A 16,390-nucleotide genomic window follows, 5' to 3' on the forward strand; every position below is an offset into this window, starting at 1 on the left:
GCGAAACGTTTCGCAAAACGGGGTAAAAGAGGCATCCCACCCCTCGTCATGCGCCGCAGGCTTAAAGCCAGACCGCGGCTAAAGCTCGAAAGACTGATGCCGCTCCGGTATCTCCACGTGGGCAAACCCTTTCTCGGCAAGATGCTTCTGAAAGCCTTGCTGCACCGGGTACTCCCCGTGAACGATGAAAACCCGGCGAACGAGGGACGGGTCCTGTCCCCCAACGAAGTGCAACAGGTCGACATAGTCGCCGTGAGCGCTCATGCTGCGCATTTGCCCGACCTCGGCGACGACCTTATACTCGTCTCCGTAGATGTGCACCTTCTTGGCGCCGCCGATGAGGTGCCCCCCGAGGGAACGCGGTTCGCAATAACCGACGATCAGGATCGTATTGCGGGCGTCGCCGATATTATTGGCGATATGGTGCTTGACGCGGCCGGCGTCGGCCATGCCGCTGGCGGAAATGATGACCATGGGATCGGTGCGGCCATTCAATGCCTTTGACGCCTCGGCATCCTGGATGTAAGTCAGACCCTTGAAGTCGAAGGGATCATTGTCGACCTTCAACACATCCTTTATGGTATCGTTGAAATTTTCCGGGTGCTTTTTCACAACGGCGGTCGCCTCGTAGGACAAAGGGCTATCGACATAATAGTCCAGCGCGGGCAACCGGTGCTCCTGCTCCAGCTGGTTGAGCATGTACAACAACTCCTGGGTCCTGCCCACGCTAAAGGCGGGTATGATCAGCTTCCCTTTCTTCTGGAGACAGGTCTTGGTGACCCAGTCGAGCAGGACGTCCGGCGCATTGTCCACCGGCTGGTGAAGGCTGTCGCCATAGGTCGACTCGATAAGGATGTAGTCCGCCTGCGGGACGGGTTGCGGGTTTTTCAGGATCAGGTCCTTGTAGCGGCCCACGTCGCCGCTGAACAACAAGTGCGTTTCTTTCGAAGGAGAACCGGAGGTGATGCGAAGCGACACCGCCGCACTCCCGATAATATGCCCCGCATCCGTATACATCAATTCCAATCCCGGCTCGATCGTAACGAAGGACCCGTAGTCAACGATCTCGAACAGATCCATGGCGCGTCGCGCGTCCTCGACGGAATAAAGCGGTTCGATCGGCGGAAGACCCGACCGCGCCCGTTTTTTATTCTCATAATGCGCGTCGTCCCGTTGGATCTCGGCGGAGTCCTGTAGCAGGACCGCGCAAAGATCGCGGGTGCCCGACGTAGCATAGATCTTACCGTTAAAACCATCGGCCACGAGCTTCGGCACCAACCCCGAGTGGTCGATGTGCGCGTGCGAGAGGATAAGATACGTCACCTCCCGGGCGTCGAAGCCGAACGTACGGTTGAGCTCGTCCCCCTCTTTACCCATCCCCTGGAACATCCCACAATCCAATAAAACCTTGTGCCCGTTATCGAGGGTCAGCAGGTGCTTCGACCCGGTAACCGTCCTGGCCGCTCCGTGAAATGCAATCGTCATGCTATTCTTTTAATTTGAAAGACCAGGTAATCCAGAACTCCGCCACGCACTCCCCTTCGGGGTTGATCCCGACGGCATAGGCCTTGCAGGTTTGCGGCTGGCTTCGGTTCTGGGAATATTGTACGGCAGCCTGCAACAGGCGGCCATCCTTGCAGATGAACCGGGTCAGGCCCCTTGCCTTTTTGTGGTATTGGGCTTCGATCCCCGTCACAAGCATCGACAGGTTCCTTTCCGCGCCGCAGACGTGTAGCATCGCCAGGGCGCCGGTACTCATTTCGCCGGCCATCGCCAGACAGGCAAAATAGGTCGAGCGGAAGGGATTCCTCGAAAACCAGGAATAGGGAACAGAAACCATACATTCTTCTTCAGTGAGCCCCCGGATGCGGATCCCGGAAAATAAGGCAACCGGTATATACCGGAGAAGGTATAAGGCAAATGACCACGGCCGGGTGGCCATGTGGGTAAAGCGTTCCTTTTTCTTCGCTATTTGATCTTTTGACGGGTGGTTCATCGTTAGTAAGACGCCGGGTCCAATGCCTTCGGCGACCAATCGTTCAGGAAAGATAGTATCTTTTCTTTGTTATACCCTTTGCCTTGTTCGAGGTAGTCCGTATTCTGGATGTGTACCGGGGTTCCCTTGTCGTTGAGGATGACGAACACCGGGAAACCGAACCTTTGGGGATAACCGAGCATCGCGAGCAACGGCAGGTTCATGTTTTCTTTGCTAAAATTGACGTGCACGACGACGAAATCGGCGCTCAGGGCCGAGTCGATCTGGTGATCGGCGCCGCTCATCTCAGCGAACCGGGCGCACCAGATGCACCAATTTCCCCCGATCTCGACAAACACATTCTTATGCGCCGCCGAGGCGGCCTTGATCGCGCGGGAGACGGACGCCGCGGCATCCTCTTCGGGATGATAGGCGTGAAACGTAGAAAGCTCCTGGGCGCACAAACGACCGGACCAAAACAGCACGGCCAGCAATACGTATATTTTCATCTTACTCGGTTGTAATGAGTTGCGAGCCCCCTTCGGGAGAGGCGCTTACGGCGCCTCATATACCTGTCCGCGCAGCAAATCCTCGAACACGTCGCGTTTCCGGATCAGCCGGGCAACCCCGCCCTCCACCATGACCTCCGCGGGCTTGAGCCGGGAGTTGAAGTTGGAGGACATCTCGAAGCCGTACGCGCCGGCGTTGTAGAACACCAGGAAGTCGCCCTCGCGGACCTCGTTGAGCTTGCGGTCCCAGGCAAAGGTATCCGTTTCGCAGATATTGCCGACGACCGTATAGATACGTTCCGCCCCGCCGGGGTTGGACAGGTTTTCGATACGGTGGAAGGCGTCATAGAACATCGGGCGGATCAGGTGGTTGAATCCGGAATTCACGCCGACGAAGACGGTGGCGGTCGTTTGTTTGATGACGTTGGCCTTTACCACGAGGTAACCCGATTCGCTCACCAGGTATTTCCCGGGTTCGAACCAGACCTCGAGCGGGCGGCCGTATTCCTTGGAAAATGTCGCAAAAGCGGCGCAAACTTTCTTGCCCAACGTCGCGACATCGGTCTCGGGCTCGCCCGCCTGGTAAGGTACCTTGAATCCGCTACCCAGGTCGATGAACTCCAGCTGCCTGAAGTGCCGGGCCTCCTCGAACATCACCTCCAGCCCCTGCAAAAAGACGTTGATGTCCTTGATCTCGCTGCCCGTATGCATGTGGAGGCCGTTAACGTGTAACCCGAATGTCTTTACAATCCGTTCGATGTGTCGTATCTGGTGGATCGAAATACCGAATTTGCTGTCTACGTGCCCGGTCGATATCTTGTAATTACCCCCGGCCATGATGTGGGGGTTGAGCCGGATACAAACCGGGTAAGAACCCCCGAATTTATTCCCGAACTGCTCGAGGATGGAAATATTGTCGATGTTGAGGTGTACGCCCAGCTCCTTGGCCTGGATGATCTCGTCCAAGTCCACGCAGTTTGGCGTGAAGAGGATGTTAGACGGCTCAAAACCCGCCAATAATCCCAGCTTTACCTCATTGATGCTGACGCAGTCGAGCCCCGCGCCGAGCCCCCGCATGTACTGGAGCACGTTGATATTGGTCAGCGCCTTACAGGCGTAGAAAAAACGGGACTGGCAAGCCGAAAAGGCGCGCGTCAGTTTACCGTACTGCTCCTTGATCTTTTCGGCTTCGTAGACGTATACGGGCGTCCCGTATTCACGGGCGATATGGATAAGCTGTTCGGAGGTCATAAAAGCATCTTAAAAGTGTTGGCGCCAAAGCGCACGTGCAAGAGGCACGTTATGATTCAGGTTCTTCAGGCTGTTTGTCCGACTCCACCGGATGATCGTCGGTCACTATGAATGGCTGCACCGCCTGCTCCATCAGGACTTCCTTGATCGTCGGCAGCTCCGCGGCGGAGTTCAGGCCGAAGTAGTCCATAAAGGAACGGGAAGTGGAGTATACCAGGGGTTTGCCGGGGAGGTCCTCGTTGCGGCCCGCGATCACGATCAGCTCTTTTTCCAGCAGCTTCTGGACGGAGTAGTCGCTGTTCACACCGCGGATCGACTCGATCTCGCCCTTGGTGATCGGCTGTTTATAAGCGATGATGGCCAGGGTCTCCAGGGCCGCCGCGCTCAACCGCTTCAGGAACTTGTCGCCCACCAGGAGGGCTACCGTCTTATGGTATTCCTTCTTGGTCAGGAACTGCCATCCACCGCCGCTTTCGCGGATTTCGAAGGGATAGAACTCGGTAGCGTATTTTTCGCGTATCGCCTCGAGGGCCGCCGCTACCTGTTCCGGGACCGCCCTGTCCTCGATAAAGCCCAGGGCGTTATTCACCAATTCCAACAGCTCTGCAATGGTCAGCGGTTTGTCGCTGGCGAAAATCAGTACTTCGATATGGGGGATGATCTGGCTAAGCTCCATCGTCTGATCAGCCTTGTAGTGCGGCCGCCCCGCTCACGATCTCGGTCAGCTCCGTGGTGATGGCTGCCTGGCGTGCCCGGTTGTAGGAAATCTTGAGGTTGCGCAACAGCTCGTTGGCATTTTCCGTGGCCTTGTCCATGGCCGTCATACGGGCGCCGTGCTCGGAAGCGTTGGCGTCCAGGACCGCTTTGAACAGCTGGGTGTTGAGGATCTTCGGCATCAGCTCGGCAATCAGCACCTCCTTGGAGGGGTCGAAGATGAAGTCGGCCTTCTTGGCGCCGGTCTTGCTCTGGACCTTGGCGATGGGCAGGAAGGGCTCCACCTTGAATACCTGGGTGGCGGCATTGCGGAACTCGCTATAAACGACTTCGACGGCGTCGAACTGCTTGTCGAGGAACGCCTTTATAGCGGCCTGGGCGGCCTGCTGGACGTGCTCGAAACTCTGGTGTTGAAAGATATCCCGGAACTGGTCCGATACCTTGAAGCGGTTCCGCTCGAAGTACTCATACCCCTTTTTCCCGAATCCCCAGACGGTGATGTTCCCGGACTTCAGGGCGGCGGGGTATTTCTGCTGCATCGACTGGCGGGCCAGCTTGATGACGTTGGAGTTATAGCTGCCGCAGGTGCCCCGGTCGGACGTCAGGACGATATAGAGGACCCGTTCTACCGGGCGCTCGGTGGCCAGGCTCAGTCCGAGGTCGCCTTCCGTATTGCTCACGATATTGGCCAGCATTTCCTGCAGCTTCTGGGCGTAGGGACGCATCTGGAGGATGGCATCCTGGGCGCGGCGCAGCTTGGCGGCGCTCACCATCTTCAGGGCTTTGGTGATCTGCTGTGTACTTTGTATCGATTTGATGCGGAGGCGGACTTCTTTTAGCTGGCCACTCATAACGGTAAAAATTGGGGGCAAAGGTAAGCGAAAAGCGGGGAAATACCTATAGCGCAGCCCTTTCCCTGGATATTCTGGCCACCGGGCCGTTCCCGAACGACTCCATGAGCACGGCCACCGTCCCGATCGAGATCAGCCCCAGCCCGGCCAGGCAAACCCCCGTCCAGCCACCGGCGTCCCAGGCCAGGCTGCCCAGCGTGGACCCTATGGTCCCCCCGATAAAGTAAGACGTCATATAAATGGTATTGAGCCGGGTCCGGGCTTCCGGCAGCAGCCGGTAGTTCCGGGCCAGGTTGGGCACGTGGGCGCACTGCACCCCGATGTCCAGCAGGATCACCCCCGCGACGACGATGGCGACGCTCCAGTCTGCCTTGAAAAGCAACAGGTACGCCAGGATCATCAGCCCGATGCCGATCCGGATGGGGACCAGCGGGCTTTTCTTGTCGGCGATTCGGCCGACCAGGGGGCTGGCCAGGGCGCCCCCGGCGCCGATCACCCCGAACAAACCGATGGTCGAGAGGCTGTATCCAAAAGGCGGGGCTTCCAGGAAAAAGGCCAGCGTCGCCCAGAAGGCCGAAACCGCCGCGAACAGGGACGCGCCGATCAGGGAGCTCTGGCGGATGACCGGTTGTGACTTCAGCAAATCCCAAAGCGACCGCATCAGCGAGCCATAGGACCCCCGGAAAGACGGTTGCTCCGAAGGGAGCGCAGACGCCAACACCACCGCCATCACGACCATCAGCCCCGAGCCGACATAATAAACGCCGCGCCAGCCCAGCGCCTGGGCAACAAATCCCGCCAGCGTCCGGGAAAGGAGGATACCCGTGAGCAGGCCGCCCATCATCGAGCCGACTACACGTCCCCGCTCCTCCTCCCGCGCCAGGTGCGCCGCGAACGGGATAAAGATCTGGCAGGCCGTCGTGGACACGCCCACTAGGACCGAAGCCGCCTTCAGCCAGCCGATCCCCGGGCTCGCTGCCGCCCCCAGCATGGCCAGGGCGGCAAACCAATGCATCCGGACGATGAGCTTGTTCCGGCTGATCATGTCACCCAGGGGGACGATAAAGAACAAACCCAGCAGGTAGCCTGCCTGGGTGCATATATTTACAAAGGCCGCCGAGCGCTCGCTCACCCCGAAACTCCGGGAAAGCTCGCCCAGCAAGGGCTGACAGTAATAGATATTTCCCACGAGGATCGCGGTCCCGATAGCCATCAGGTACCTCAGCTTTGTCGTCAACATAACGCAAAGGTACACGCGCCGGCCCCGAAAGGCCAAGCCCAAATCAAACGAGGACTTACGAAAATCAAACAACGCTCCTGAATACGCCCCTATTGGAACGCCCCCAGCACCCCGTCCTTTGCCTTAACGGCCTTCTGCACCCCCTTGAATTTCTGGAACTTGTACGCAAAGCTCAACAGCGCATACCGGTTCAGCACGCTGCTTTGTACGTCCTGCGTATACGTCGCGGTCGACGTCCGGTTGATGCTGGCGTTGCTGTTGAAGAGGTCGTTCACCCCCAACCGGAGCACGCCCTTCCGTTTCAGGATGCGTTCCTCCAGCCAGATGTTCATCAGCGCGATGTTTTTCCCGATCCCTTCCTGGAGACCGGTGTTCAGCCGGTAGCTGAATTCGTAGTTCAGGCTAAAGGTTTTTGCGAAGTCCACCCTACCGGTCTGGGTAAAGGCCCAGGTGCTAAAGGTCCCCGTGCTCACGGTGTCGAGCGCGTAGTGGGTCCAGTTGCCGGTATAGTTGACCCCCGCCGTGAGCTCCAGCCACTGTTTACGGTAATATTCCACGGTAGCGCTCTGGAACACGATCCAGTTGTGGCCCGTACTCGGCAGGCTGCTCGTGAAGCTGGGGTGGTCGGGGCTTTGTACGAGGCTCACGTCGTTGGTATAGGTGCCGTTCCCGATAAAAGTAAGCACCCACGTCCTGTGCTTGAAGGGCTTGGAGAATACGTACAGCGCGTTCACGTTGTAGTAGCCGTTCAGGTTCTGTGGCCGGTTCACCTGGCCCGTATCCGGCAGGATGATGGTATTGTTGATGATCCGGTGCCGGATGATGCTGGCGTTGAGGAAGGTGAACAACATCTTCCCCGTGCCCAGGTTGAACTGGTTGTAGTTCGCGCTGAGGGTGTGCGTGTACTGGGGCTTGAGGTCCGGGTTGCCGTAGGTGATGAACAGCGGGTTGCTGTAGTCCGCGAGGGGCTGTAGCTGCGTGATCGAGGGCTGGCTGATCGACGTAAGGTAGCGGAAGATGAAGATCTTCGTCCGTGCGAAATTGTAGGTAAAGCTTGCCTGTGGCAAAAAATTCAACCGGCTCTGGCTCGTCTGCGGCAGCGTGTCCTTGCCGTCCGGGCCGCCCGTAAGCGCCGTCGGCTGCAAACCAAAACCCAGGGTGTAGTTGTACTTTTTCTTGTTCTCCCGGAAATTGACACCCGCCTGGTGGGTGATGAAGTGCGACGTGTAGGCGTTGCTCAATTGCGGGTTCAGGATGTGCGACGTGTCCTGGACGATGTACGTGCGTTTGTCGTTGCCGCTCGACGCATTGTTATAGAGGTAGTACAGCTCGAGCGACTTATCGTGCGTCACCGGTTCGGTATAGGATAACCGCACCCCGTTGTTGCTGTTGCGCGTATGTAGCTTATACTGCTGGTTCAACGAATCCACCGGCAGCGCGATCGCGCCGGGGTTCGACGTCTGGTTGTCGTCCGTTTCGGTGGTCGTGGTAGTGCCGAGGTTGACGTTGGCGGAGATGGTACGTCCTTCCCTTCCGAATTTATGCCGGAAAAGGATCGTCCCGCTCAGGTTGGGGGTGCTGTTGGAGCCCTGGTAGTTCTGTGAGCCGTTCCCCGACGGGACCTTTTGGTAGTCCAGGCTGCTGAAGGTCGTCCGGTTGTCCTGGCTAAGGGTCGCATAGGTGATCACCGGACTGATCTTCATCGAATTGGCCGAGTCGATCGTGTACTCCACGTTCAGGTATATCCGGTGGTTCTGTTGTACGGTCAGCGTGTGCTGCTGCTGGTTCCGGTAGTAGGTCGAGTCCGGCAGGAAATATTGCTGGGCCGTTTGCTGGGTCAAGGTGGTGGAACCATAGCCATACAGATAGCTCCCGTAGACGCTCAGCTTCGGCCCCCACTGGTCCACGAAATTCACACCCCCCGAATGCGCGGTCGTCACCCCTGTCTGGGTGCTGTTCCCCCCGGCCGACTGAAAACCCATATCCCCGTTGTTGGCCATGTTGACAAAGGCATTCTGGCCACCGGTGTTGTTCATGGTGTTCATGTAGTTGCTCATGAATCCACCCATCCCCAGGGATAGCCCCGGCGTGTTGAACGAGAACAGGTTGCTGTTCGTATTGTTGGAGTTCCCGATGATCGAAACCTGCTGGTCGTCGTTGAACCGGTTGGCCGTAATACTGGCCTGGTAACGCCCGTCCGTGCCGCCCCCGGCCGTCGCACGGGCAAAATAGCCCCCGTTGACGCCCTTTTTCAGCTTGATGTTGATCACCTTCGTCCTTTGTCCGTCGTCAAAACCGGAGAACTTCGCCTGGTCGCTCTTCTCGTCGATGACCTGTACCTTTTCCACGATGTCCGCGGGCAGGTTCTTGGTGGCCATCCTGGGGTCGCCGCCAAAAAAGTCCTTCCCATTGACCTTTATCTTCGTCACGGTTTGCCCGCCCGCCGTGACCGAACCGTCGGCGCCCACCTGTATACCCGGCATCTTTTTAAAGAGGTCCTCCACCGTAGCGTCCTCCTTTACGGTATACGCGCTGGCCCGGTATTCGATCGTATCCGTCTTCAGGACAATGGGCGGGGATTCGATCGTGATTTCCTTCATGCTCACGACAAAGGGCGCCAGGTCGATCGCCCCCACGTCCGTCTGCATCGACGAAGGGTAACGATACCCCCTGGTCTGGTATCCGACAAAACTGAATAGCAGCAGGAAATCCCCGCTGGCGTCCCGGTTGACCCTGAAACGTCCCCGAGCGTCGGTCAGCACGCGCGTGGTATCCGTTTTGCCCACATTTACAAAAGAGACCACCGCCCCGTCGAGCGCCGTCCCCGAGGCGGAGTCCCGGACATAGCCGGAAACGCCCTGACCCCGGGCGGATGTCGTGGACAGTAGGAGGAGTGCAGTTACAAGGCGAGGAAGCGGTTTCATGGCATGGAAGGCTTGGAGCCTGATTAGACGCAAAAACAGTTGTTTTGTTACAGTTGCCCGGCAGGTTTCGTCGCACGGCTAATGCCCCGTGGGCTTCGCCCCTGCGCGGTACTGCTGGAACTTCCATGTAAAGCTAGCCAATAAAAACCGCCCCATGACCGAATTCTGGTCGTCTTCGGTGTACCCGAAACCGGCCACGTGGTTGTAACCCACGTTATTGTCGAACAAGTCGTTCACGGACAAGGCAAAGATGCCCCGGTCCCGGAGGATCCGCTTTTCCAGGACCATGCTCATCAGTGTGACATTTTTGTCGACTCCCTGGGGCACTCCCTCGTTTAGGGTGTACGCAAAGGTGTACCGGAGCGAAAAGTCGCCGGCGAAGTCCACCCGACCGTCCTGGGTGAAAACCCAGGACGACACCCGGTTGGTTGCCGCCGGGTCCAGCGAAAAAGCGCTGTTATTGAAGTTGTAAGCGGCGCTGGTCGTAAGGTCGAGCCATTTCCCCTTGTTGAAGGCCAGCTTCAAACCCTGCCGCCCGGTCCAGTTCTTCCCGGTATTCCGCGCGCCGGCTTCCAGGCTGACGTTGTTGGTATAACCCAGGTTGCCCGAGGCGGAGAAAATAAAAACCCGCCCGGAAAAGGGCAGCGAATAGTCGTACGATCCGCTGGTCGAATAGTTCCCGTTGATGTTGACCGGCTGTACGATCTGTTTGCCGCCCGGCAGCACGGTGACGTTGCTCACGATCGCGTTCTGGCGGATGGTGGTATACCCGCTGATAAACAACGAGCGCCCCGTCGTCCGGTCGATGTCGTTATAGCTCAGCCGGAGCACGTGATTGAACGACGGCTTCAGGTTCGGATTCCCTTCGGCCACATATAATGGATTGGTATAATCCGGTACCGGCTGGAGCTGGCTGATTGAGGGTTGCTGGGTGTAGCCGTTGTAGTAAAAATGGATGCGCCGGGAAGGGCTCAGCTGGTAATAGAAGTTACCGATCGGGACCATCTCCAGAGCCTGCTGCCGGAAAACCCTTGGCGTGTCGAACGTCACCGACCGGCTGTAGAGCAGGGTCGGCTGCAAACCCAGCCCCAGCTGGTAGTGGTACTTCTTGCCGCTCTGCTGGAAATTCACCCCGAGCTTGTGCGTCTCCAGGATATTGTCGAACGAATTGGTGAGGCTGTCGTTGAGGGTTTTGTTGATCGCGCTGACGTCGTACACGTTCTTGGCGGAGATGTTTTCGTTCAACGAGTAGTTGTAGGATATTTCCAGGTTCTTACCCTTGCCCAGCGGCTCTGTGTAGTTGGCCGAAGCGGCGTACTGCCGTTTATGGGTATGGATGTCGCTCGTTTGCCAGATGGTGTCGAGCGAGCTCGGGGTATAAATATGGTTGGTGGAAAAATTATTGTCGGTTTCGCGTATCGGTCCCGGTCCCGCGTTGACCGACGCCGTCAGCGTACGCCCCACCCGGGCGAAACGGTGCAGCCACGTCAGCGAACCCGACAGGTTGGGGGAAGAGTTGTCGGCCGAATACGCCTGCGTCCCCCGGCTGGTGGTATCCCCGCCGGCATCCAGGAAGTTGAAGCTGTTGGCGGTTTGCTGGTGGTTGACGCTGTAATTCAAGCTGGGCCTTACAATCAGCGAATCGTGCTTACCCGCCCCGTACCCCAGCGTCATCTGGAGGTTGTGCGTCTGCTGGCGGTTGTCGTTTTGCGCGTTCTGGATATAACTATAGGAGGTATCCTGGTAGTAGGTACGACGCGACCATTGCGTAGTCACCGAATGACTCAGGCTGTAGTTATAATTACCGGTCATCGTCAGGTGTTCGGCCAGCTTACCCGAAAAGTCCACGCCCGCGGTGGCGGCGTGGTTGTCCGGGGGGCCCGAGGTCGTCGAACCGGATGTGATGTTGGTCCCGTTGGTGTTGTTCGCGCCCCCGATCACCGCCACCTGTTGTCCCTGGTCGAAACGGAACACCCTGCCCGTTCCCATATACCGGCCATCCGTACCCGCGCCCGCCGTCACGTTCCCGAAATACGAATCCGTCCGCGATTTCTTGATGGTCAGGTTGATCACCTGCTCGCGTTCCCCGTCGTCAAAACCCGTCAGCTTTGCCTGGTCGCTTTTATCGTCGATCACCTGTACCTTGTCGATGACTTCCGCCGGTATATTCTGCGTGGCGAGCTTGGGGTCGCCCAGGAAAAAATCCTTTCCGCCAATCCGGATCTTGGTGACCGGCCGGCCGTATGCGGTAATGTTCCCATTCTGGTCTATCTGAAAACCCGGCAGCTTCCTCAACAGGTCCTCGAGGACCGCGTCTTTCCGCACGGGGAAGGCGTCCGACCTGTACTCCACGGTATCTACCTTGAGGTGTATCGCGGGCGCCTCGATGACCACCTCCTGCATCTCACTAACCTGGGGGACCAGGGCCAATTCACCCAGGTCCCCCCTGGCGCCGGCCTTGTAATATTTACCCCGTGTCTTGTAGCCTATAAAGCTTACAACCGTCACAAAGTCCGAAGCCGGCGTCCGGTATATCTTATAAATCCCTGATGTATCAGTCAACACCCGCACCGAATCCCGTCGTCCGCTGGCCACCATGCTCACCACCGCGCGGTCGAGCCCCTTGCCGGTGGCGGAATCCGTCACCCGCCCCCATACCACCGGGCCTTGCGCACGCACTGATCCCGCCAGTAACCCGAACCATACCAACCATACGATTGCCTTCACGTCTCAAGATACCAAACTCCACCTACCCATTCAATCCGTCTTTATACGGATAAATCTCTCGAAAGGGATATTTATCTTTTAGTATTCATTTTTTTTAACCAAATCGTTTAACTCATGATTCAAACCACCCAATTCTCCGGGAAGCTTCTAACACAACCGGAGATGAAGCGGATCAAGGGAGGCACCAACAATGGCTTTACATTGTGGAGTTGTTACGACCCCGGGGTCGGCGACATTAACATCTGTGCCTCCAACAGTACGAATCCGTCCCAATCATGCGGATTTATGAATTGCATTCCCTTAAATGAATGCTTCGCATCCGACGGCTGCGACCCGATCGTTCCCTAACGGCAAGATCAGCGGCTGGTCGTCTTGATAATTGAATAGAGAATCCTGGCCCCCAGCCGTTGATCCTTCGTCACGATCATCGCCGTCCCCTTCAGACCGCTTTTATACTGGATAAGATTTCCATACTGGGTCGCGAGTCCGCGCGTCAACTCGATATTGGCCAGGAATCCGCTGTCCGAAGGTACCTTGGAGATATACGCCAGCCGGCCTTCCAGGTACCCGAACTCCTGATAGGGATAGGCGTCGATCCGAAGCTGCACCAGTTCCCCGACCGAAACCTTACCCAGGTTTGCCTGCCCCAGGTTCACCTGTGCGTAGTAGTGGCTGTTGGGCGGGTCGATATAACCGACCGTTTTCCCTTCCTGTAAATACTGATCGGTCTGCAGCGGCACGATAAATACTACCCTCCCGCTCACAGGCGCCGATAGCACATACCGCCGGATCCAATCCTCGGTCTGGCTTTTGAGTGTTTGCACCGCCTGGACGAAAAGCGCTTTCTGCTGCTGTATGCTGTGTTCGAGCTCCTCTATGTCCCGTTGCTTGTCTACCTGTCCCGTTTCGTTGGTCAGCAGCGCCGAGGTCAACTGAGGTAGCGTCAGCTGTTTGCCGACCAGTTTGCTTTCTTCATCCCGCATGTCTTGCCGGGAAATGACCTTCTCCTGGTACAACGAGCTGTTGGCGTTGTACGTCTCCTGTGAAATCGCCAGGTCCTTCCGGGTCAGCTGCTGTTGTTCCTCGAGGGCCTCGTGCTCGTGACGCAGGTAGTCCAGGTCTGCGAGCATCGACGTTTTGCGACGGATGTAATAGCCGTTGACGAGGTAGTCGTTGAATTGCTGGTAAGCCTGGGTGAATTGCTGGTACCCGTTCTGGATTTCGCCCAGGTTCAGGAACTGGCCGCTGAACAACTGCGAGGCCTTCTCCGTCCTGCCCTCCGTCAATAAATGGGAACAGCTGTCGAGCAACCTATCCAGGCGGAGCACCTCCGAATGATCCGCCGTACTTTCCAACCAGCCAATCGACGCCCCCGCGCGTACCGTATCGTCGTTGCCGGCCAGCAACCGCACCAGCCTGCCGCCCGACCTGGGCACCAGCTCCTTGGGCGCGTTGGTGGCGGTCAGCACGGCCCCTGCCTCCACGATATCGGGGTACCGGATCATACCGGCTGCGCCGGCCAGCACGACCAATATCAGCAAGAATATCCACAGGGCCCAGCTTTCATAAAAACCGGGCCTGCTGGAAATGATCTCATCCAAGTCTCCCGTGCGCCTGGGTTGTTCCGGCATAGCGTTTTTATTTATGGCGCCCCTAGCTCAAGCTGGTTGCGCACCAATTCATAGTATTTCCCCTTCCGCCTGGATAACGCGTCGTGCGTTCCCTCCTCGACGATACGACCGTCCGCCATGACGACGATCTTGTCGGCGTGACGAACGGTGCTCAGCCGGTGGGCGATCGTTACCACCGTCCGACCCTTGAAAAAAGCGCCCAAATTCTCGACGATGGCCGTCTCATTGTTGGCGTCCAATGCGTTGGTCGCTTCGTCGAAAAAAAGGTAGTACGGATCCTTGTACATCGCCCGCGCAATCAGCAGCCGCTGCTTCTGACCCTGGCTGACACCCGTTCCCGCCGCGCCGAGCATAGTCTGAAAGCCACCAGGGAGCGCTTCGACAAAAGACAATATATTCGACGCGCGGCAACACTCCTCCAGCCGTTCATAATTGACGGCATCTTCTCCCAGCGCGATGTTCCGGGCGACGGTATCGCTGAATATATATCCCTCCTGCATTACGGCCCCACACTCCCTCCTCCAGGCGGAAGGGGCAATGAGGCCGAAATTGGTCTCCCCTATGTGTATATTTCCATCATATTCCTGGTAAAACTTCAGCAGCAGCTTCATCAGCGTGGTTTTCCCGCTGCCGCTCATCCCCACGATGGCGGTGACCTTTCCTTCCGGTATATCCAGGTCGATGTCCCTGAGCACGGGTTCGTTACCCGCTCCCGGATACGCGAAAGTGACCCCCCGGAGCCGAATGCCCCTCCTTTTGGGAAGCATATGGTTGTAATGCACACCCGGCTTTTCCTCGTCGTCGAGGGCGTGTACTTCACCCAACCGTTCCATGCTGATCTTCGCGTCTTGCGCTGACTGGAGAAAGTTCGCCAGCTGCTCCACCGGGCTGCTCAGCTGGCCTATGATGTACTGGATCGCCAACATGGCCCCCATGGTAAGTCTGCCGTCGATGACCTGTTCCGCGACGATGAAAACGATGAATATGTCCTTGGACTGGCTGATAAGGATGGCCCCCGCCTGCTGGATCTGGTTAAAGTTCAGCGTTTTTACATTGAGCCGGAAAATCGACGTCTGGATACTTTCCCATTCCCATCGCTTAGCCTGTTCCGCCTGGTGCAGCTTCAGCTCCTGCATGCCCTGGATGAGCTGAAGGGTTGCATTGTTCTCCCGCGCCGAAATATGAAAAGTCTTGTAATTCAGCCTCCGCCGCACCCCCATGAAGGTCTTTATCCAAAAGAAATAAAGGACGCTACCGCCCAGGAACACCCCGAAAATCTCCAGGTTATACGTCAATAGGACTATGGAGAAAACGACGAGGCTGAACATCGAAAACAGGGTGTTCAGCGCGCTTCCGGTCAGGAAATTCTGGATCTGCCGGCTGTCGCCCAGCCGTTGGAGCGTGTCCCCGCTGTGCCGGCTGTCGAAATAGGACATCGGGAGCTTTGTTACTTTGATCCAGAAGTCGGACAATACGGAAAGGTTGACGATCATCGATACGCTCAACAGCAGCCGGCTGCGGATAAAATCAACGATACTCCTGGAGAAAATCAGCATAAGCTGCGCAACGAGCACGATCGACACGAACTGCAGGTTGCGGGTATTGATCCCGGTATCCACCACGCTCTGCGTCAGGAAAGGCATTACCAGCTGCAACAGCGACGTGATGAACAAGGCTGCGAAGACCTGGAATATCCGCCCTTTCGTCTGCCGGAGATACCTTAATACCAGATTCCAGCTCAACCCGCCTTCTTTTTCCCCTTCTTCGGCATAAAAATCTGGTGAAGGCTCCAGCAGCAACGCTATCCCGGAAGGCTCGGCGGCTTCCCTGGCGTCGGTGGCCCAACGCTCCAGGAACTTATTCTTGCGGTATTGCAAAAGCCCCGCGGCGGGATCCGCTACCTGGAACAAGCCACGCCTCACCCGCACCAGTACCACGAAGTGTTCCTGACTCCAATAAAGGATACACGGCAGCTGGACCTCCTTTGTCAGCGACTCGTACCCAATCCGGACGCCCCTGGTCCTGAAACCGATCTTTTCCGCCGCCTGGCTGATCCCATATAGCGAAGTCCCTTCCTTATTGGAGCCCACGAGCGCCCGGAGGTGTTCCGCCCCGTAGTGCCGGCCGTAAAATCTGGCCACCATCCGAAGACAGGTCGGACCGCAATCCATTTGATTGAGCTGGCGATAAACTTTGAACATACCCTTTTAAATCTCGTACTTATTCCTTATCTTTTATAATTCTAATTTTTTTATTCACAAAACACCAAAAGACATGATGAACGCCAGACCACTTTCCAAAAATGAAATGAAAAACATCAAGGGCGGCATGGCCGGCTTCGTAGAATGGGCTTGCCCCGGCGGCGTCCCCGTGTGCCTCCCCAGCACACAAAACCCTGCATCGACCTGCGGCATCCAGGGTTGCCAGGCTGTTTCCACTTGTTCTTCCGCCCTGGTCGGCTGCGGTGGCGGCGGCGGCGGTGTCGTTTAGCCACTCCAATTGCTTTACCGTCTAAACCCCAATCACCATGAATTCAAAAAACACCATTCCGGGAACCGCGCTTTCCCG

At 57.2% G+C, this 16,390-nt stretch carries 12 protein-coding genes; 1 reads left to right on the top strand and 11 read right to left on the bottom strand.

Features of this window, described 5'->3' with window-relative positions; all coding sequences use genetic code 11:
• Window positions 1-78: 78 nt before the first annotated feature.
• From VL547_RS10420 to VL547_RS10470, 11 genes are all read right to left on the bottom strand, one after another.
• Window positions 79-1,485, bottom strand: a complete 1,407-nt coding sequence (locus VL547_RS10420; RefSeq protein WP_325577602.1) for an MBL fold metallo-hydrolase — start codon at window positions 1,483-1,485, stop codon at window positions 79-81.
• Window position 1,486: 1 nt separating this feature from the next.
• Window positions 1,487-1,996: a DUF4442 domain-containing protein gene (locus tag VL547_RS10425; RefSeq protein WP_325577603.1), complete on the bottom strand. Its 510-nt coding sequence runs from the start codon at window positions 1,994-1,996 to the stop codon at window positions 1,487-1,489.
• Between the two features lie 2 nt (window positions 1,997-1,998).
• Entirely contained in the window at window positions 1,999-2,484 is a 486-nt protein-coding gene (locus tag VL547_RS10430; protein ID WP_325577604.1) for a thioredoxin family protein, read from the bottom strand.
• Between the two features lie 45 nt (window positions 2,485-2,529).
• Window positions 2,530-3,735, bottom strand: coding sequence for a diaminopimelate decarboxylase (lysA, locus tag VL547_RS10435; RefSeq protein WP_325577605.1), 1,206 nt, complete (start codon window positions 3,733-3,735; stop codon window positions 2,530-2,532).
• A gap of 49 nt (window positions 3,736-3,784) precedes the next feature.
• On the bottom strand, window positions 3,785-4,411 hold the full coding sequence (gene scpB, locus VL547_RS10440) for an SMC-Scp complex subunit ScpB (RefSeq protein ID WP_325577606.1): 627 nt from the start codon (window positions 4,409-4,411) through the stop codon (window positions 3,785-3,787).
• A 7-nt stretch (window positions 4,412-4,418) separates the two neighbouring features.
• The gene (atpG, locus tag VL547_RS10445) at window positions 4,419-5,300 is read right to left on the bottom strand and encodes an ATP synthase F1 subunit gamma (RefSeq protein ID WP_325577607.1); all 882 of its coding nucleotides are present in this window, start codon (window positions 5,298-5,300) and stop codon (window positions 4,419-4,421) included.
• Window positions 5,301-5,346: 46 nt separating this feature from the next.
• Window positions 5,347-6,540 carry an MFS transporter gene (locus VL547_RS10450; RefSeq protein WP_325577608.1) on the bottom strand — a complete coding sequence of 398 codons (1,194 nt, stop codon included), beginning with the start codon at window positions 6,538-6,540 and terminating at the stop codon, window positions 5,347-5,349.
• Window positions 6,541-6,629: 89 nt separating this feature from the next.
• On the bottom strand, window positions 6,630-9,464 hold the full coding sequence (locus VL547_RS10455; protein ID WP_325577609.1) for a TonB-dependent receptor: 2,835 nt from the start codon (window positions 9,462-9,464) through the stop codon (window positions 6,630-6,632).
• A 78-nt stretch (window positions 9,465-9,542) separates the two neighbouring features.
• The gene (locus VL547_RS10460; RefSeq protein WP_325577610.1) at window positions 9,543-12,191 is read right to left on the bottom strand and encodes an outer membrane beta-barrel protein; all 2,649 of its coding nucleotides are present in this window, start codon (window positions 12,189-12,191) and stop codon (window positions 9,543-9,545) included.
• Between the two features lie 356 nt (window positions 12,192-12,547).
• Window positions 12,548-13,822: an HlyD family secretion protein gene (locus VL547_RS10465; RefSeq protein WP_325577611.1), complete on the bottom strand. Its 1,275-nt coding sequence runs from the start codon at window positions 13,820-13,822 to the stop codon at window positions 12,548-12,550.
• An 11-nt stretch (window positions 13,823-13,833) separates the two neighbouring features.
• Window positions 13,834-16,023, bottom strand: coding sequence for a peptidase domain-containing ABC transporter (locus VL547_RS10470; protein ID WP_325577612.1), 2,190 nt, complete (start codon window positions 16,021-16,023; stop codon window positions 13,834-13,836).
• A 106-nt stretch (window positions 16,024-16,129) separates the two neighbouring features.
• On the opposite strand from VL547_RS10470, the gene VL547_RS10475 reads away from it, so the two are divergent.
• Window positions 16,130-16,312 (top strand): hypothetical protein, encoded by a 183-nt coding sequence (locus tag VL547_RS10475; protein WP_325577613.1) that lies wholly within the window; start codon window positions 16,130-16,132, stop codon window positions 16,310-16,312.
• Window positions 16,313-16,390: the final 78 nt, after the last annotated feature.

It is taken from the genome of Dinghuibacter sp. (assembly GCF_035492835.1).
Lineage (GTDB): Bacteria > Bacteroidota > Bacteroidia > Chitinophagales > Chitinophagaceae > Dinghuibacter.